General features: G+C 71.1%; 14 protein-coding genes. 7 read left to right on the top strand and 7 right to left on the bottom strand.

Annotation, left to right across the window (positions count from 1 at the left end):
* Positions 1-34 precede the first annotated feature (34 nt).
* The 3 genes from BM004_RS16990 to BM004_RS16980 are packed head-to-tail and all read left to right on the top strand — an operon-like array spanning position 35 to position 8,915.
* Positions 35-3,259 carry an AAA family ATPase gene (locus BM004_RS16990; protein ID WP_143072442.1) on the top strand — a complete coding sequence of 1,075 codons (3,225 nt, stop codon included), beginning with the start codon at positions 35-37 and terminating at the stop codon, positions 3,257-3,259.
* A complete protein-coding gene (locus BM004_RS16985; RefSeq protein ID WP_093215155.1) occupies positions 3,259-6,588 on the top strand; it encodes an AAA family ATPase in 3,330 nt (1,109 codons plus the stop codon). The genes BM004_RS16990 and BM004_RS16985 overlap by 1 nt, the downstream gene beginning before the upstream one ends.
* 17 nt (positions 6,589-6,605) lie before the next feature.
* Positions 6,606-8,915, top strand: a complete 2,310-nt coding sequence (locus tag BM004_RS16980; RefSeq protein ID WP_093215152.1) for an AAA family ATPase — start codon at positions 6,606-6,608, stop codon at positions 8,913-8,915.
* A gap of 8 nt (positions 8,916-8,923) precedes the next feature.
* Here the strand turns inward: BM004_RS16980 and BM004_RS16975 are convergent, their stop codons facing one another.
* Together BM004_RS16975 and BM004_RS16970 are read right to left on the bottom strand one after the other, a co-directional pair.
* Complete coding sequence (locus BM004_RS16975; protein WP_093215149.1) at positions 8,924-9,376, bottom strand: hypothetical protein; 453 nt, start codon at positions 9,374-9,376, stop codon at positions 8,924-8,926.
* Entirely contained in the window at positions 9,361-9,618 is a 258-nt protein-coding gene (locus tag BM004_RS16970; RefSeq protein ID WP_093128823.1) for a hypothetical protein, read from the bottom strand. Before BM004_RS16970 ends, BM004_RS16975 begins: the two co-directional genes overlap by 16 nt.
* Before the next feature lie 310 nt (positions 9,619-9,928).
* On the opposite strand from BM004_RS16970, the gene BM004_RS16965 reads away from it, so the two are divergent.
* From BM004_RS16965 to BM004_RS16955, 3 genes are all read left to right on the top strand, one after another.
* Positions 9,929-10,447, top strand: coding sequence for a hypothetical protein (locus BM004_RS16965; protein ID WP_093128822.1), 519 nt, complete (start codon positions 9,929-9,931; stop codon positions 10,445-10,447).
* A 124-nt stretch (positions 10,448-10,571) separates the two neighbouring features.
* Positions 10,572-11,075: a hypothetical protein gene (locus BM004_RS16960; protein WP_093128821.1), complete on the top strand. Its 504-nt coding sequence runs from the start codon at positions 10,572-10,574 to the stop codon at positions 11,073-11,075.
* A gap of 163 nt (positions 11,076-11,238) precedes the next feature.
* Complete coding sequence (locus BM004_RS16955) at positions 11,239-12,480, top strand: metallophosphoesterase (RefSeq protein ID WP_093215146.1); 1,242 nt, start codon at positions 11,239-11,241, stop codon at positions 12,478-12,480.
* Positions 12,481-12,492: 12 nt separating this feature from the next.
* Here BM004_RS16955 and BM004_RS16950 read toward each other — a convergent pair whose 3' ends face one another.
* The 4 genes from BM004_RS16950 to BM004_RS16935 all read right to left on the bottom strand — a co-directional run bounded on the left by BM004_RS16950 (position 12,493) and on the right by BM004_RS16935 (position 16,172).
* The gene (locus BM004_RS16950) at positions 12,493-12,990 is read right to left on the bottom strand and encodes a polyhydroxyalkanoate granule-associated phasin (RefSeq protein WP_093128819.1); all 498 of its coding nucleotides are present in this window, start codon (positions 12,988-12,990) and stop codon (positions 12,493-12,495) included.
* 127 nt (positions 12,991-13,117) lie between these two features.
* Positions 13,118-14,089 (bottom strand): lysylphosphatidylglycerol synthase domain-containing protein, encoded by a 972-nt coding sequence (locus tag BM004_RS16945; RefSeq protein WP_093215144.1) that lies wholly within the window; start codon positions 14,087-14,089, stop codon positions 13,118-13,120.
* A 10-nt stretch (positions 14,090-14,099) separates the two neighbouring features.
* Positions 14,100-15,365 carry a cardiolipin synthase ClsB gene (clsB, locus tag BM004_RS16940; RefSeq protein WP_093215141.1) on the bottom strand — a complete coding sequence of 422 codons (1,266 nt, stop codon included), beginning with the start codon at positions 15,363-15,365 and terminating at the stop codon, positions 14,100-14,102.
* Positions 15,366-15,374: 9 nt separating this feature from the next.
* Positions 15,375-16,172 carry an endonuclease/exonuclease/phosphatase family protein gene (locus BM004_RS16935; RefSeq protein ID WP_093128816.1) on the bottom strand — a complete coding sequence of 266 codons (798 nt, stop codon included), beginning with the start codon at positions 16,170-16,172 and terminating at the stop codon, positions 15,375-15,377.
* A gap of 262 nt (positions 16,173-16,434) precedes the next feature.
* Here BM004_RS16935 and BM004_RS16930 point away from each other — a divergent pair, with 262 nt between their 5' ends.
* Positions 16,435-16,863 carry a serine/threonine protein kinase gene (locus BM004_RS16930; protein ID WP_093128815.1) on the top strand — a complete coding sequence of 143 codons (429 nt, stop codon included), beginning with the start codon at positions 16,435-16,437 and terminating at the stop codon, positions 16,861-16,863.
* A gap of 128 nt (positions 16,864-16,991) precedes the next feature.
* Here the strand turns inward: BM004_RS16930 and BM004_RS16925 are convergent, their stop codons facing one another.
* A complete protein-coding gene (locus BM004_RS16925) occupies positions 16,992-17,567 on the bottom strand; it encodes a Spy/CpxP family protein refolding chaperone (protein WP_093128814.1) in 576 nt (191 codons plus the stop codon).
* Positions 17,568-17,601: the final 34 nt, after the last annotated feature.

Genomic DNA, 17,601 nt, shown 5'->3' with positions numbered 1-17,601 from the left:
TCCCTCCAGCCTCGCCTTCTTCGAACTGACCACCGTGGCCGGCGAGAGCGTCGTCACGTCGCTGGCCTTTCCCGGGATGGCGTGGCTCGGCAGCAGCGCGCAGGCGATGGCGCGGCGCATGACGCAGGCGGTGCAGTCGCACCTGATCGACAAGGGCCGCTACCTCGAGGCCGTGCAGATCAACGATCCGCAGGCCTTCGAGCGGCACGAGATCGAGGTCGACATTCCCGGCGGCCGCGACCCGCTGCTGCAACCCGCGCGCCGCTGCCGCCACATTGCCTTCCTTTCCACCGGCCCCGCCAATACGCCCTGCATCGGCTACGTGCCCGCGCTCGGCATCGTCACCCTCGCCGAGGCCGAGCGCCTGCGCGACGCGGTGGTCGAGGCGGTGGTGCTGGAGCATCGCCGCAGCGGCCGGCAGGCCGACGTGCGGCGGCAGGTGGCGGCGCAGTGGTTCGAGCAGGTCGAGCTGGCGCAGCTGCCGCTCGACCTCGTGTTCCACAGCGCCGAGGCGCTGCGCCGCCTGAAGAACGAGCGCGCCGAGCCGCTGCTGCCCGCGGTGGCCAACGAGATGAGCACGGGGACGCGCACGGCCATCGGCCTCGCCGAACCGCTGAAGGCCATGGGCCGCGCCGCGGAAGGGCGCTTTGCGCGCAGCGTGCTGGTCATCGGCGCCGAGAGCAGCGGCAAGACGGCGCTCATGCACCAGTACGCGCGCGAGCGCCGCGACCGCGCCGCCGGCGTGCCGTGGGAAACCAGCGCGGCGCGGCTCATCCAGGGCCTCACGCGCGACGGCAGCTGGCAGCAGGCGCTGACCGCGCTGTGCCGCGAGCTGGCCGAGCGCAACGTGGCGCTGTACGTGGGCCACCTGTCGGAGCTGTTCGAGGTGGGCCAGTACCAGGGCAACAGCGTCAGCCTGGGCGACGCGCTGCGCGAGCCGCTGGCGCGCGGCCAGCTGATGCTGCTGGCCGAGGCCACGCCTGCCGAGCTGTCGACCATCGACCTGCGCAGCCCCGGTTTCTCGGCGCTGTTCCAGGCGGTGCGCCTGCCCGAGCAGCCCGAGGCGGAGCAGGAGCGCACGATGCTCGCCGCGGTGGCCGCGCTGGCGGCCGAGCACCGCGTGGCGGTGTCGCCCGAGGCGGTGTCGGAGCTCATCGCGCTGCAGCGCCGCTTCTCGCCTTACTCGGGCTTTCCGGGCAAGGGCATCCGCTTCTTCGAGGAACTGATCCTGCATGTGCGCGGCCAGCCGGGCGCGGTGATCGGCCGCGACGACGCGATAGCCGCGTTCTGCGCCGAGACCGGCATGCCGCGGCGCATGCTCGACGCGCGCCTGCCGTTGTCGCTCGACGAGGTCGACGGCTTCTTCCGCCGCCGCCTGTTCGGCCAGCCCGACGCGCTCTCGGTGGTCACCAACCTGCTGGTCGCCACCAAGGCCGGCCTCGCGCGCAGCGGCAAGCCGATCGCGTCGATGCTGCTGATCGGCCCCACGGGCGTGGGCAAGACCGAGACGGCCAAGGCGCTGGCCGAGTTCATGTTCGGCGACGCGCGCCGCATGATCCGCATCGACATGAGCGAGTACGCCGACCCGGTGGCGGTGCTGCGCCTGCTCGGCGACCTGGGCGGCGACGAGGGCGTGCTGATCGGCGCGGTGCGGCGCCAGCCGTTCTCGGTGGTGCTGTTCGACGAGCTCGAGAAGGCGCACCCCAGCTTCTTCGACCTGCTGCTGCAGGTGCTGGGCGAGGGCCGGCTGACCGGCGGCGACGGGCTCACGGCCAACTTCTGCGGCAGCTTCGTGGTGATGACCTCGAACCTCGGCGCCGAGGTGATGCAGCGCACGCCGATGGGCCTGGGCGCGCAGCGCGGCGACCCGCGCAGCCATTTCGAGCAGGCGGTGCAGCAGGCCTTCCGGCCCGAGCTTTTCAACCGCATCGACCACATCGTGCCGTTCGCCACGCTGTCGGCCGCCGAGCGCGCGCCGATCTTCGGGCGCGAGATGGCGCTGATGCGCCAGCGCGAAGGCCTGCTCGAGCGCAGCGCCGAGCTGACGCTCGACGCCGGCGTGGCCGCGCACCTGGCCACGCTGCCCGGCGACGTGCGTTACGGCGCGCGCGACGTGCAGCGCGTGCTGCGCCGCGAGCTGCTGCTGCCGCTGGCGCATGCGCTGTCGCCGCATGCGTACGTGACGCCGCTGGCGGTGAAGGTGGGCGCCGGCGCCAGCGCGGGCCAGGCGCTGGACGTGCGCACCGAGCTGCTGCAGCGCGCGGTCGACAACACGCCGCTGCTCACGGCCGACGCGCTGGCCGAGGCGCGCCGCCACTGGCAGCGCGTGACCGAAGGCCCGCTGTACGTGAACCTGGTGAACCAGCTGTTCCGCCTCGACCATGAGCGCCGCCGCCACGAGAAGAAGCGCCAGCGCGCGCCGCAGCTGCCGCACTGGGACGGCACGGCGCACGCCGCCCGCGCGCGCGAACTCGCCGCCGTGCAGCAGCAGGCGCAGGGCCTGTTCGCCGAAATCATCGAGCTGGAAGGACAGGCCCTGCTGGCGCTGGTCGGCGAGGCCGACGCGCCGCCCGACCTGGCGGCATGGCGCACGCGCTTCAGCGACTTCAAGCAGCGCGCATTCCACGTGGTGCGGCCCGACAGCAGCGTCTGCACCGTCGGGCTGTACGCCGCGCCGGCGCTGGTGGCCACGCTGCATGCCGCGTGGAGCGGGCTGGCCACGCTCGCGGGTTTCGAGCTCCGTTCGCAGGTGGTGCGGCTGGGCGACGAGCCCCACAAGCCGTCGCCGCGCGCGGCCGGGGCGGAAGAAGCCGCGGCCGAAAAGAAGCGTGAAGACAAACGCGAAGACAAGCGCGACGAAGAGACAGCGCCCAGCCCGTACCTGAAGTTCCCCTGGCCGCAGACCTCGAGCCGCAAGAGCCTGGTCGTCGGCTTCGAGATCGAGCTGAAAGGCCCGGCGGTGTTCGACTACTTCCGCCGCGAAAGCGGCGTGTGGCGCATCTGGGAAGGCGACCGCAAGTCGGACGCCTGGGTCTCCGTGCGCAACACCCCGCTGTCGGGCTTCGAGACGCCCGCCAACGTGCACCGCCAGCATTTCTTCGACAGCCGGCCGGTGCACCGGCTGCTCAAGCAGGGCGTGCTGAGCGACCCGCACGCCGACTGGCGCAGCCCGTTCCCCGACGAGCCCGCCTGGAAGCGCCTGCTCGACAGTCAGTTCGACGCGCTCATGGACCGCATGCTGCTCGGGGAGGACGACTGATGAGCCGCCAGGGCAGCTTGCGCGTTCCGGTCTTCGTCACGCACCGCAAGGAAGCGGGCTTCCGGCTGCGCTGCCTGTTCCTGCCGGAAATCGAGGCCACGGCCGGGCGCTACGAGGCGGCATTGAACAAGCTGCGCCAGGCCGTGGTGCGCCACTTCCAGGGCACGCGCAGTTCGCGCACCACGCTCGACGAGCGCCTGTGGCTGGGCTTTGCGCCCGAGCTGCGCTTCGAGTTCGTGCCGCTGGGCTTCGACAGCGGCCGCCGCTGGGTCGAGGGCGCGTTCGCGGCCGCGCATTTCAGCGTGGCCGGGCGGCGCTACGCCTGCCTGCCGCAGCTCGACGGCATGGTGGCCGACCTGGGCGAATCGCAGCTCGACAAGGCCCAGCGCACCGAGCGCCTGGTGGCCGCCCTGCAGGCCTGGTTCCGCGACAAGCGCAAGGACCTGGGCGATGCGTTCGACCCGCAGCGCTACCTGGCCGCGCCGAACGACGAACTCGGCGAGCTCGAGCTCTCGCTGCACCTGGCGCACGGCCGCTTTCCGTTCGAGAGCGACCACGACCGGCGCAGCGCGCTGCGCGACGACGGCATCGGCGACGGCCCGAGCGAGATGGCGCGCGCCGCGCTCGACCTGAACGACCTGTACCCCGACGCGCTCACGCGGGCGATCCTGCGCGACGACATGGTCGAGGAACTGGGCCGCGCCATCTACCGCACCGGCAGCGGCAGCGGCAGCAGCAGCAGCAGCGGTGACGGTGACGGTGGTGCCGGGGCGATCGTGCTCGTGGGCCCGCGCGGCGCCGGCAAGACGGCGCTGGTGCACGGCGCGCTGCGCCGCTACATCGACAGCGAGACCGGCCGCGACCGCGAGCGCCTGCAGAAGACCTGGCACCTCGACCCGATGCGCGTGATCTCGGGCATGAGCGTCATCGGCCAGTGGCAGCGCCGCATGGCCGTGCTGCTGCAGCACCTGCAGTTCCGCCTGCGCGACGAGTTCCGCATCGCCAAGCCCGACCACCTGTACTGCGACAACCTGGTCGCGCTGCTGTCGATCGGCAAGAGCGCGCAGAACACGCTGACGCTGGCCGACGTGCTGCGCCCGCTGCTCGAAAAGCGCGCGTTCACCATGATCGGCGAGGCCACGCCCGAGGCATGGCAGAAGGTGCAGCAGCGCGACCGCCGCTTCGCCGACCTGTTCCGCGTGATCCGCGTGGAACCGCCGCCGCGCGCCACGGCCATCCGCATCGTCAACTGGCACCGCGCCGAGCTCGAGCAGCAGCACGCGTGCCGCATCGGCGCCGGCGCCGTGGCCGAGCTGCTGAAGATGGAGCGCCGCTTCGCCGCCGACGAGGTGCTGCCCGGCTCGGCGATCCGCCTGCTCGACCGGCTGGCCGTGCGTCATGCGCGCGGCGAGGTCGGCCGCGCGGAGGTGCTGGCCGCGTACACGGCCACGTACCATTTCCGCGAGAAGCTGTTCTCGCGCCAGGTCGGCCTGGCGCCGGCCGAGGCCGCGGCGCATTTCGCGGCGCGGCTGATCGGCCAACCCGAGGCGCGCGCGCAGCTGGTCGACGTGGTGGCGCTCGTGAAGTCGGGGCTGGCGGCGCCGGGCAAGCCGCTGTCGTCGCTGCTGTTCATCGGCCCGACCGGCGTCGGCAAGAGCGAGGCCGCCAAGCTGCTGGCCGACTTCCTGTTCGAGGACGAAGGCGGCCTGGTGCGCTTCGACATGAACGAGTACGTCGACGGCGACGCCGCCGGCCGGCTCATCGGCGATGCGCACCGGCCCGACGGCCAGCTCACCGCGGCCGTGCGCCAGCGCCGCGCCTGCGTGCTGCTGCTCGACGAGATCGAGAAGGCGCACCCCTCGGTGCACGACCTGCTGCTGCAGGTGCTCGGCGAAGGCCGGCTGACCGACGCGCTGGGCCGCACCACCGACTTCTCGCAGTGCGTGGTGGTGCTCACCTCGAACCTGGGCGCCGGTGCGGCGAGCCGCCACACCGGCTTCGTGCGGCAGGCGGCCGACGTGGCGCACACCTACCGCGAGGCGGTGGAGCGCTTCTTCCGGCCCGAATTCCTGAACCGCATCGACCAGGTGGTCGGCTTCACGCCGCTGTCGGCGCAAGACATCGCAGCCATCGCGCGGCTGCAGCTGGAGCGCGTGCTCGCGCGCGACGGCTTCGTGCGGCGGCTGACCTTCCTGAACGTGTCGGCCGAAGCGCTCGACCATCTCGCGCGCCTCGGCCACGACGAGGCGCTGGGCGCGCGCGCACTGAAGCGCGGCATCGAGCGCGCGCTGACGCGGCCGATCGCGCAGCGGCTGGCCGCGTCGCACAGCGGCCAGCCGATGCTGCTCGACGTGGCCTTCGACACGGCGCTCGGCGACGGCGGCCTTGCCACGCGCGCCACGCTGCTCGACTACGCCCGCCAGCGCACGGTCTTGCTGCCCGAGGACACGGGCGCGGCGGGCTACCGGCAGCTCGCGGCCACGGCCGACGCGCTGCACGAGCGCCTGCGCGCGCAGATCGACACCGGCCCGCCCGAGGCCGACGCGCTGGCGCTGCGCGCGCTGCAGGTGCGGCTCGACCCGCTGCGCGAAGTGCTCGCGCGGCGCAGCTGGGACCTGTCGGAGCGCCGCGCCGCGCCGGTGCGCGCGGTGAAGCAGCTGCCGCCGCGTGCGCGCGACTGGCGCTTCATGGGTCGCCCCATGACCGACATGCTGGCGGCGCAGCACGACATCCACGAACTCTTCGAGCAGCTGCTGGCGGGCTCGCAGCCGCTGCGCGGCGCCGACGCCGAACTGGTGCGCTGGCAACTGGAAATCGACCAGCTCGCGCGCCGCGCCGACAGCCTCGCGCGGCACGGCATCGAGCGGGTGGGCCTGGAGATCGTGCCGCTGCAGACGGGCGCGGGCGAGCTCGCGGTGAAAGCCGCCTGGGCCGACTACGCCGCGCTGATCGCGCAGCTCGACGTGCACGAGCTGGCGTCGCCGCGCGCCGGCATGCGCTGCTTCGAAGGCGTCGGCCTGCGCGATGCCTTCGGCGGCGAGTGCGGCATCCACCTCTGGTACGTGGGCGACGACCGGCCGCTGCCGCTCGCCGTGCGGCTGCTGCCGATGGACGGTGAAGACAACGAGGACAGCGAAGACAACGACGACAGCGGCACGGCGCCCGTGCTGCCCACCGAGATCGTGCGCCTGCGCCTGGAGCCCGCGCGCCCCGGCGACCACCGCCGCCTGACCGACCTGCGCTCCGGCCGGGTGCGCAAGTTCAACGGCCCGCTCAGCGAGGACGACTGGCGCCTGCTGCTGTGGGACGGCCGCGCCGCGCAAGACTGAGATATCGACACCCACGCATGGCCACGCTTTCGTACCCCCTCGTGTGCTGGCAGCTCGACGACACGTCCGTCTGCGGCATCCTGCTCGGCACCGACTACCAGGTGATCGAGCGCAGCGCGCGCCGCGTGAAGGCCGCGCTGGCCGAGACGCTGCAGCGTGAACGCGAGCGCGACGGCTACGTGCCCGAGCCCGACATCGACGACGCGCGGCTCAAGCTGGTGCACGTGTCGGTGAGCCTGGCGCACCGCACGGACAAGGGCAACTTCCCCGAGCCCCGCGCCACCGACTTCCACGTGGCCGCCGTGTTCGGCCAGAACGAGGAAGACGGCTACGCCAAGTGCTACCTGCCCTGGCTGGACCAGAGCTTCTACTACTACGACGACGCGCAGCTGCAGGTGCTGATCGAGCACTACACGCGCGAATGCCTGGACGGCGTCTCGCCCGAGGCGGCGCAGCGCTACCTGATGCCCTCGGCGCCGTGGCTCGACCAGATCGACGTGCGGCGCGACGACCGCGCGAGCAGCAGGCAGCAGGTGCCGCGCCACCTGCGCGAAACCTGCGAGCAGCTCCAGGCCGTGGCTGACCGCCTGCCCGAGACCGGCGCGCGCCGCGGCCTGCACGTGTTCCCCGAAGTGGCGTGGGAGCAGGGCGCGCTGGTCGACGAGATCGCCGCGCGGCTGGCGCGCCGCGGCAACCTGCTGCTGGTGGGCGAGCCGGGCGTGGGCAAGAGCGTGGTGATCCTGGAGGCGATCCGCAAGGCGCACCGGCTCACCACCGGGCACGACGCGCCGCCCACCTTCTGGCGCAGCCACGCCGAGCGCCTGATCGGCCGCGCCAAGTACCTGGGCGAATGGCAGGCGCTGTGCGACCAGACCGTGCAATGGCTGGACCTGGCCGACGGCCTGCTGTGGGTGACCGACTTCGTCAACCTGCTGCAGATCGGCGGCCAGAGCGCCGAGGACTCGATGGCCGCCTACCTGCTGCCCGCGCTGCGCCGCGGCACGCTGCGCCTGGTGGGCGAGGCCAACCCGAGCGAGCTGGAAACCGCGCGCCAGCGGCTGCCCGGCTTCATCGACTGCTTCGAGACCTTGCACCTGCCCGAGATGGACAACCTGCGCGCGCGCCGCGTGCTCGAGCTGTTCGCGGGCCATGCGAAGGGCGCGCTGTCGGTCGACATCGAGCGCCAGGCGCTGGACACCGGCTACCGCCTGCTGCAGCGCTACGTGCGCTACGAGCGCTTCCCGGGCAAGGCGGTGCGCTTCTTCGGCGACTGCGTGCGCGAGGCGCTGGCGGCGCAGTCGGGCGTGGTGACGGAAACCGCGGCCATCGCGCATTTCGCGAAGAGCACCGGCCTGCCCGAGACCTTCCTGCGCGACGACCAGCCGCTGGACGAGGCGCAGGTGCATGCCTTCTTCGCGCAGAAGCTGTTCGGCCAGGACACGGCCGTCGGGCACCTGAAGGACGTGGTGTACCTGTTCAAGGCCGGCCTGAACGACCCGGCCAAGCCGATTGCCACGCTGCTGTTCGCGGGGCCGACCGGCGTCGGAAAGACGGCCGCGGCCAAGGCGCTGGCGCGCTACTTCTTCGGCGCCGGCGATACCCACGGGGCCGGCGGCCCGGGCGCCGCGGCCGACCCGCTGTTCCGCATCGACATGAGCGAGTTCCAGCACGCGTTCCAGATCGCGCGGCTCATCGGCACCGGCGCGCGGCCGGGCAAGCTGGTGGAGCATGTGCGGCAGCAGCCGTTCTCGGTGGTGCTGCTCGACGAGATCGAGAAGGCCGACCCGTCGGTGTTCGACCTGCTGCTCACGGTGCTCGACGAAGGCCGCCTGCGCGACAGCCGCGGGCGCATGACCGACTTCCGCAGCACGGTGATCGTGATGACCACCAACCTGGGCGTGCGCCACGGAGCGTCGCTGGGGTTCGCGCAGGAGACGCCGGAAGGCGGCGGCGACAGCACCATTCACGACATCCGGCAGTTCTTCCGGCCGGAGTTCTTCAACCGCATCGACCGCGTGGTGCCTTTTGCGCCGCTCACGCGCACGGCCATCGAGGCGATCGCGGTGCAGGAACTGCAGGCGATCGCGCAGCGCGAAGGGCTGGTTCGCCGCGGCGTGCGGCTGGCGTTCTCGCCGGCGCTGGTCGCGTTCGTCGCGGACAAGGGCTTCAGCCCGGCGTACGGGGCGCGGCCGCTGCAGCGCGCGGTCGAGCAGCTGGTGGTGGCCGCGGTGGCGCGAACGATGTTCGGGCCGGTGGCCGACGGCGCGCTGCTGGAGGTCGATATGCAGGACGGGGCCGTGGTGGTGCGGCCCGCGCCTGCAGGCTGACAGGCCAGTTACATGCTGGTCGCGACGTTCAGGTCGCGCGGCAGGCGCAGCGTGGTCGCGCGCGAACCTTCGGGGCAGGGGCCGTCGGAATAGGCGGCTTCGCCGGTCGGCGTGGCGCACTTGGTCACCTCGACGACGGCGGGCACGGCCTTGGCGTGCACGACGGCGGGCGGCGTGGCCAGCACGGCCGGCGCCGCGGCGCGCACAGCCGTGGCCTGCACCGGCGGCAGGGGCTCGAAGCGCTCCATCGGCGCCATCGGCGCGGCTGGCGCCTCGGCGACCGGCGGCGGGGCGAGCAGGGCCGCCGCGCGCGCGGCGCTCTCGCGCACCAGGCCCTGGAGCGTCACGTAGAACAGGAACATCGCCAGCAGCGCCACCGCCAGGCACAGCGGCCAGTAGCGCTCGGGCCCGGCGGCGGGTGCGGGGGCGGCAGCGGCCCGCGTGTTCAGCGGCGCGGCCATGCCCAGCCTCCCGCCTGCAGTGCGCCCGCCAGCTTGGCGAGACCGCCGGTGCCGCTTGCCGCGCGGCCGATCAGCGCGCCGCCGGCCGCGCCGACCACGATGCGCGCCAGGAACGAGCGGCTGCGGCCCGCCGCCAGCAGCAGCAACACGCCCGCGCCCAGCACGGCGAGGTGCTCGCCGGGGTAGTCGGCGCGCGCCGCATCGACTTTCTTGAACTCGTTGATCGTCGTTTCGAGGGTCATGGCTGAAGCTCCTTGTGTGCGTTCAACCGTTCATATCCGCCGGCGCGATGCACAGATGTAGGCGTGCGCCATGCACGCCGGCGGAATCCGTCCCGAAAACACCGCAGACCAGGGCGCATGAGGGTTTGCCTGAGGGTTGTGAACAAAAGTAGCCAACACCCACGTCACACGGACGTCATATGCTATGAAAACAATAGCATTCAACTTGATTCCGCAGATCGTTCCTCGTAAACGCTATATCTAGCCCGACTCTTGCTAAGCAAAATCCTCGTCGGATTTCACGTCACGCAAGATCGAGGACCACACAGCAATGAACCCTTCACGTCTCCGCCGGCCGCTGGCCGCGCTGGTTTTGGGCGGCACAGCAGCATTCCTCGGGGCCTTCACGTCGGCCCATGCGTTCTCCAACCCGCCCATCCAGGTGGCGCAGGGCATCGAATACATGTGCGGCGGCGCCGCGCGCGACGAGGCCGCCTTCATGGAAATGGTCTCGCCGCGCTGGGCCGCCACCATCGCCCTCGGCGTGAGCGACGGCAAGGGCGCGCAGCAGGGCGGCTTTCCGGCGCAGGCCGCGGTCGAGGTCCGCCAGAAATACACCGGCCAGGTGGTGATGGACGTGCAGACCAGGTCGCCCTACATGCTCGCGCGCCTGAACCCGGGCGCCTACGACGTGAACGTGACGCTCGGCGGCCTCACGCTGACGCAGTCGCTGGTGGTGATCGCCGGCATGCCGGCACGGGCCTCTTTCGTCTGGCCGTCGAACTTCGACATGGCCTCGGTCACGCCGCCGCTGGCGCAGACGCTGGCGCAGACCTCGCCGCTGCGCTGAGCACGGGGGGCCTTCCGGCCCTCCGGGTACTCCGGTTCAGGCAGCAGGTCAGCCTTTCCTAAGCCAAGCGCCGCACAGTGGCACCGTGGCTTCTCGCCACGACGACCAGGAAAGGACCCAGACCATGACTTCCCCGCTCCCCCGTTCCCCATCGCGCATGCGCCCGCTGGCGGCCGCGGCCTTCTGCGGCGCCGTGCTGCTCGGCGCGCTGTCGGCGGTTGCGTCGGCGCAGGCGGCGGTGAATCCGCCGATCTTCATGTCGCACGGCATCGAGTACATGAGCGGCGGCATCGGCAGCGATGAAGCCCAGCTGATGGAAACGGTGTCGCCGCGCTGGCCCGCCACGCTCGAATTCGCGGTCAAGGACAGCAAGGGCGCCGACTTTGCCGCCAACGTGCACGTGACGGTGCGCGACGGCAGCGGCACCGCGCTGATCGACAACGTGACCTCGGGCGGCCCGTTCATGGTCGCGCGGCTCGACCCGGGCAACTACGAAGTCGAGGCGCGCCTGGGCAACCAGGTGCTCAAGCAGCCGCTGCACGTGCTGCAGGGCGCGCCGTCCAAGGTCAGCTTCGTCTGGCCGGCGGGCACCGACATGGCTTCGGCCGGCACGCGGACGGTGCAGTAAGCGGCGCGCAGGCACGGCGCTGGCGCAAGTGGGCGCCGGCATCGTGTGGCGCAAACGTTTGGCCGGCGTACACTTCGAAGGCTTTTTCGGGTCGAAACGCCCGCTATCCGGGCGCGCTGCGCTATAGAAAAAATAGCGGTGCCGGCGCCTCCGGATGCCTTGAATGCACGGCATGCGCCTTGCAGGTGGTGTATCCCGGGCAGTGCCCGAACCCATTGCCCCCATGCCGATCCGTCCCCTGAGCGCCCTGACCGCGCTGTTGCACGTCTACATCGCGCTGCGCCTGCTGCCCGCGCTGGCCGTGCTCACGCCCGCGTGGCCGCTGGCGCTGCTGGCGCTCGCGGTGTCGGCGCTCACCATTCCCTTGCCTTTCCTGGCGCGAAGCGGCGGCAAGTCGCCCGGCACCGCACTGAACTGGATCGGCCTGATCAGCATGGGCTGGTTCTCGTCGATGTTCGTGCTGACGCTGGTGCGCGACGCGGCGCTGGGCCTGACCTGGCTGGCCAGCGCCGCCGGCGGCGTGCAGGTGCAGTGGGCCAGCCTGAAGCCGTGGAGCGCCTTGGCAGTGCTGGCCATTGCCACGGCCACCTCGGCCATCGGCTTCCTCAATGCGCGCCGCACGGCCGGCGTGAAGCGCGTCGACGTGCCCATTCGCGGGCTGCCGCAAGCGCTCGAGGGCTTCACGATCGCGCAGCTCAGCGACATCCACGTGGGCCCGACCATCCGCAACAGCTACATCCAGCGCATCGTCGATGCGGTCAACCGCCTGGGCGCGGACGCGATCGCGATCACCGGCGACCTGGTCGACGGCACCGTGGCCGAGCTGCGCGAGCACATCGCGCCGCTGGCCGGCCTGCGCGCGCGGCACGGCACCTTCGTGGTCACCGGCAACCACGAGTACTACGCGGGCGCGCACGCCTGGATCGACGAGCTGCGCCGGCTCGGCCTGAAGGTGCTGCTCAACGAGCACGTGGTGCTGCAGACGCGCAACGTGCGCGGCGCGCAGACCGACGAGGAGCTGTTCGACAGCGCGCTGGTGCTGGCCGGCGTGACCGACTTCACCGCCGGGCATTTCGACGCCGCGCACGCCAGCGACCCGCACCTGGCGCTGCACGACGCACCGCCGCTGGTGCACACGCGCGTGCTGCTGGCGCACCAGCCGCGCAGCGCGCCGGTGGCCGCGGCGGCCGGCTACCAGCTGCAGCTGTCGGGCCACACGCACGGCGGCCAGTTCTTTCCGTGGAACCTGTTCGTGCCGATGCAGCAGCCCTTCACGGCGGGGCTGCACCGCCTGCACGACATGTGGATCTATGTGAGCCGGGGCACCGGCTACTGGGGTCCGCCGAAGCGCTTCGGCGCGCCGTCGGAGATCACGCTGCTGACGCTGGTGCCCGCGAAGGGCTGAACCAGCCTTCTTTCAGGACGCCAGCTCGGAGAGCCGACGCTCGTTCGACGTGGCCGCGGCGTGAATGGGCTCCAGGCCGTCGTGCGCGATGCGCGCCGCGATGTCCGGAAACCGGCTCGCGGCATCGACGGTGCCGGCGGCCGATTGCACGAAGGCGTCGCTGTTGGCGGCGGCCTGTGCCGGCGTGACGCTGCCCGCGAGCGAGAAGAAGGCCGTGGTGCTCTGCACCCATTGCTGCAGCACGCGGTTGGCCAGCGAGAGGTGGCTGCTGTGCCACTGCCGGGCCATCGCAAGGCCCGATTCGCTCGCGGCCGCGAGCTTTTCCTGGCCCATCAGCTGGAACTCCGCGAGATCGTCCGCGCTGGGCACGAGCCCGGCCTTGGCGATGCGCTCGGTCCGCATGCGGATCACCGAGCCGGAGGACAGCAGCATCTCGTGGGTCTTGAGCGCCAGCTCGAACCACTGCGTGAGCGGGTCGGCCGGGCGGGCGGCGGAGGTAAGGGACGACATGTGGGGGGCTTGGTGAGGGGAACGAAGGGGAAGGCGGTCGGCCCACTATAGGCCTCCGAAGCCCGAATTGCTGCGCTGCAACAATTTCGATTTCGCAATTTTTGCCAAAGAAGTCCTGCGTGCGCCGTCAGCGCGGCGAAGCCACGGCGCGCAGCCGCCTGGCGCGCGCCTCGGCGACGCCGTAGCCGACGGTGGCCACCACCAGCGGCAGCAGGTAATACAGCCCGCGATAGGCCAGCAGCGCGGCCAGCAGCTGCGGCTCGGCCACCTGGTGCGCGAGCAGCGCCACGAACACCGCCTCGAGCACGCCGAGCCCCGCCGGCACGTGCGTGACCACGCCGGCCACCGCGGCCACCAGCAGCACCGCGAGCACGTGCACATAGCCGACCTGGCCCTGCAGCAGGAACCAGATGACCCCGCCGATCAGCGACCAGTTGGCGCACGACATCGCCAGCTGCAGCAGCGCCATCGGCAGGGTGGGTGTCTTGAACGCATGCCCGCGCACGCGCCACACGCGACCGCGCGCCGACGCGCACAGCACCACGTAGGCCAGCGCCACCGCGAGCAGCACCGCGCCGAGGATGCGCAGCCCCTCGTTGCCGATCTTCCAGGTCGGCGGCAGCGCGAGCGGCCAGAAGCAGAAGGCCGCGCCGGCCACCACCAGATAGCCGAGCCAGTTGGTCAGCATGCTGAAGCCCAGCACGCGCGTGATGGTCTGGTTGCCCAGCCCCAGCCTTGAATAGAGCCGGTAGCGGAAGGCCACGCCGCCCACCAGCGAGCCCAGGTTGAGGTTGAAGGCGTAGCTGATGAAGGTGACGCCCATCACCGTGCCCGTGCCGAGGCGGTGCCGCGTGAGGTGGCGGCCCAGCAGGTCGTAGGTGCTGTACAGCGCGAAGCTGCACGCCACCAGCGCGCCGGCCGCGAGCAGGGTGGCGGCCGGCAGCGCCGCGATGGCGTCCAGCACCTCGTCCCAGTCGATGGTGCGTGCCTGGCGCACCAGCAGCCATGCAATGAGCGCGAAGAAGCCCCACACCATCGCGCGCCGCGCCCAGGGCCACCAGGGGTGGCGCGAGTGGCGGGACAGCGCGCTCACGCTCATGGCAGGCCCCTCAGGCGGCTTCCGTCTGCGTGGCGCCGCCGGTCGGGTTGCTCAGGCCGGTGTCGCGGCGGGTCGCGAGGTCGGTGGCTTCGGCCGGCGTGAGGCGCGGCACATGGCGCGGCAGGCGCCCCAGCAGCGCCGGGTACCAGCGCATGGCGTGGAACACGAAGAAGCTGCGCACCAGCCGCCAGCCGCTCCATTCGCTCGCGAGGTCGGCCGCCTGCACCTGCTTGCAGCTGTGCTGCATCAGGTGGTCCATGCGCTCCCACAGCACGCTGTTGAAGGCGGCGTCGCGCACGACCACGTTCGACTCGAGGTTCAGCGACAGGCTCAGCGGGTCGAGGTTGCTCGAGCCCACGGTGCTCCACTTGTCGTCCATCAGCGCGACCTTGCCGTGCAGCGGCCGTTCGCAGTACTCGTAGATGCGCACGCCGGCGTGCAGCAGGTGGTGGTACAGCATGCTGGCGGCCGTCTTCACGATCGGCATGTCGGGCTCGCCCTGCAGGATGAGCCGCACGTCCACGCCGCGGCGCGCCGCGCGGCGCAGTTCCTTGATGAGGCGGTAGCCCGGAAAGAAGTACGCGTTGGCGATCACGATGCGCTCTTTCGCCGAGCGGATCGCCGCGCGGTAGTGGCGCTCGATGTCGTTGGTGTGGCGCCGGTTGTCGCGCGTGACGAACATCAGCTCGGCGTCGCCTTCGTGGCTCTGCTTCACCGGGGGCGCCAGCTTCAGCCGCCGGCGGAACCAGCCCGCGCCCTTGCCGCCGAGCGCGATGGCGCGCAGCACGAACTGGTGGATCTCGCCGACGATCGGGCCCGTGAGCTCGACCGCGTAGTCCTGCTTGGCCTTGGGGCCGAAGTCCATCAGGTGGTCGGCCGAGTAGTTGATGCCACCCACGAACGCGCGCTCGCCATCGATCACCACGATCTTGCGGTGCATGCGTCGGAACACGTTGAGCCGCTGGCCCATGAAGCGCGCGCCGGGGTCGAACACGCGCACCTTCACGCCCACCGAGGTCAGCCCTTCGATGAACTCGCGCGAGAGGTCGGGCGAGCCGAAGCCGTCGATCATCAGGTCGACCTTCACGCCGCGCTGCGCGGCCTCGCGCATGGCGGCCTGCAGCTGCAGGCCCACCTTGTCCTCGAACAGGATGAAGGTCTCGACGATGGCTTCGCGCCGGGCTTGCCGGATGGCTTCGAACACGCGCGGAAAGAACTGCTCGCCGTTCTCCAGCAGCTCGATGCGGTTGCCACCGATCCAGTGGTTGTTGTTCATGGGATTCGCTCAGAGATCGATGTTGGCCACCAGGGGCGCGTGGTCGGACAGGTGCGACCACGGCCGCCGCGGCAGCACCACCGGCGCATGCACGCCGGCGTTGCGCACGTAGATGCGGTCGAGCGACAGCACCGGAAAGCGCGCGGGAAAAGTCTTGGCGGCGCGCCCGGTGGCATGCACGAACACCTCGCGCAGCGCGGCGCCTTTCTCCAGGATGTCGTGCGCGCGGCCGCGCCAGTCGTTGAAGTCGCCCGCCACGATGAGGGGCGCGTCGCCCGGCACCTCGTCGCGCACGATGTGGCACAGCAGCTCCAGCTGCTGCAGCCGGTGCGCCTCGGCCAGGCCGAGGTGCGCGCAGATCACGTGCACGTCGACCGGGCGGCCCGGCAGGCGCAGCACGCAATGCAGCAGGCCGCGCTTCTCGGGGCCGCTCACCGACACGTCGTGGTTGCGGAAATGCACGATCGGGAATTTCGACAGCACCGCGTTGCCGTGGTGGCCCTTCGGGTACACCGCGTTGCGCCCGTAGGCGAACTGCGGCCACATGGTGTCGGCCAGGAATTCGTAGTGCGGCGCCTCGGGCCAGTTGTCCACGCGGCGCGAGTGGCGCGCATGCGTGCCCAGCACTTCCTGCAGGAACACCACGTCGGCGCCCACGGTGCGCACGGCATCGCGCAGCTCCGGCAGGATGAACTTTCGGTTGAGCGCGGTGAAGCCCTTGTGGGTGTTCACCGTCATGACCTTGAGCGAGGTCGTTCCGGGAAGCTCGGCGGCGGCAGACATCGGCGAAGAGGGCGAGGAAGACATCGTTGTTCCGGTTGTACGGTGCCCCGCGCATGCCGACTGTAGGAACGCGCCACCTTCTTGCGCCCCCTTCAGGCTTGGGCGGCGGGCTCCTACAGGCGGGCCTGCCGCACCCTCACAAGCAGGCCTGCCGCACCCCCACAACGCGGCCAAACGGCGACTCCTAGGGTGGTTTCAGGGCTTGGAGAAAGCAGCCCGCGTTTTCATCCCGATTCCATCCATTCGATCCATCGATCTCGAGACAAAGCCACAAGGAGTACCCACCATGAAGCAAGCCACTTTTCACGCAGCTGTCCTCTCTGCACTGCTGGGCGCCGCCAGCCTCGCCACCGCGCAGACCACGTCCATTCCGGCCCAGCCCGATCCCTCGGTGGGCGGCCAGGCCAGCACGATGACGCCGGCCGGCGTGGCCAACCCGCCGCAGCGCCCCGACAACTCGATGCCCAACTCGCGCGAAGCCGTGAAGGCCGAGGCCCGCGCCCACAACCGCAGCAACGCGACCAACATGGTGCCCAAGGGCGAGGCCACCACCACGGTGAACCACCAGCCCAACGCCATGCCGCAGCCGACCGGCGAGATGTCGCGCGCCGAGGTGAGCCAGACCGGCCGCAAGGTGAAGCCGCAGTTCGGCCAGAAGGGCGAGCGCCCGGACATCGTGACGAACCCGACGGACAAGACGGGCACGCCGAAGTAACTCGCACGTTCCGCGCGCCCGGCACGTCCGGCACGTCCGGCAGCCACCAATGAAAAACCCCGCCGCGCTTTCGCGCTGCGGGGTTTTTTATCAGCCGATCAGACGATCGACTGTTCGGCAGACCGGGCTCAGCTCTTGGCGGGTGCGGCCGGTGCGCCACCGTGCTCGCCATGCTCGCCGTGGCCACGGTGGTGACCGCGCGGGCCGCCGAAGTGGGCCGTCTCGGTGTCGAAGGTCTTCTGCTGGTCAGGCGTCAGCGTGGCGTAGAAGGTCTTCGTGGCGTCGGCGCGCTTGGCGAACATGGCGCTGCGCTCGGCCTGGCGGGTCTGCATGCGTTCCAGGCGCTGCGGCGTGGTCAGCTTGGCGTACTCGGCGCGGTCCATGCGGGGACGCGGACCGGCCGGCGGCTGCGTGGCGGTGGTGAAGGTCGACCATGCGCCTTCCTGGCCCGCGTTCAGCTTGAGCTTGTCCTTCAGCGCGGCCATGCGTTTGGCGCGGTGTTCCTGCATGCGCTCCATGCGCTTGGCGGGGTCCATGCGCTTGTGCTGCGCCTTGGGCGCGGCAGCGTTGTCGGCCTGGGCCACCGCGGCGGTGGGAGCGGCTGCGGTGGGAGCGGCCGGCGCTTGAGCGAAAGCGCCCGAAGAGGCGAGGGCGGCCGAACCGAGCAGGCTGGCCCAGACGATGCGTTGGCGAAGAGAGATCATGAGAAGTGCTTCCTTTCGAAGACTGCCGCCGATG

Source organism: Variovorax sp. OK212 (assembly GCF_900112425.1).
Taxonomy (GTDB): Bacteria; Pseudomonadota; Gammaproteobacteria; order Burkholderiales; family Burkholderiaceae_C; genus Variovorax.
Note: the sequence above shows the minus strand (reverse complement) of the source record. Positions and strands in the feature narration are given on the sequence as shown.

Coding starts and splice junctions, on each gene's coding strand:
- BM004_RS16985 (WP_093215155.1), top strand. CDS start 3,259: ATGAGCCGCCAGGGCAGCTTGCGCGTTCCGGTCTTCGTCACGCACCGC.
- BM004_RS16980 (WP_093215152.1), top strand. CDS start 6,606: ATGGCCACGCTTTCGTACCCCCTCGTGTGCTGGCAGCTCGACGACACG.
- BM004_RS16975 (WP_093215149.1), bottom strand. CDS start 9,376: ATGGCCGCGCCGCTGAACACGCGGGCCGCTGCCGCCCCCGCACCCGCC.
- BM004_RS16970 (WP_093128823.1), bottom strand. CDS start 9,618: ATGACCCTCGAAACGACGATCAACGAGTTCAAGAAAGTCGATGCGGCG.
- BM004_RS16965 (WP_093128822.1), top strand. CDS start 9,929: ATGAACCCTTCACGTCTCCGCCGGCCGCTGGCCGCGCTGGTTTTGGGC.
- BM004_RS16960 (WP_093128821.1), top strand. CDS start 10,572: ATGACTTCCCCGCTCCCCCGTTCCCCATCGCGCATGCGCCCGCTGGCG.
- BM004_RS16955 (WP_093215146.1), top strand. CDS start 11,239: ATGCACGGCATGCGCCTTGCAGGTGGTGTATCCCGGGCAGTGCCCGAA.
- BM004_RS16950 (WP_093128819.1), bottom strand. CDS start 12,990: ATGTCGTCCCTTACCTCCGCCGCCCGCCCGGCCGACCCGCTCACGCAG.
- BM004_RS16945 (WP_093215144.1), bottom strand. CDS start 14,089: ATGAGCGTGAGCGCGCTGTCCCGCCACTCGCGCCACCCCTGGTGGCCC.
- clsB (WP_093215141.1), bottom strand. CDS start 15,365: ATGAACAACAACCACTGGATCGGTGGCAACCGCATCGAGCTGCTGGAG.
- BM004_RS16935 (WP_093128816.1), bottom strand. CDS start 16,172: ATGTCTTCCTCGCCCTCTTCGCCGATGTCTGCCGCCGCCGAGCTTCCC.
- BM004_RS16930 (WP_093128815.1), top strand. CDS start 16,435: ATGAAGCAAGCCACTTTTCACGCAGCTGTCCTCTCTGCACTGCTGGGC.
- BM004_RS16925 (WP_093128814.1), bottom strand. CDS start 17,567: ATGATCTCTCTTCGCCAACGCATCGTCTGGGCCAGCCTGCTCGGTTCG.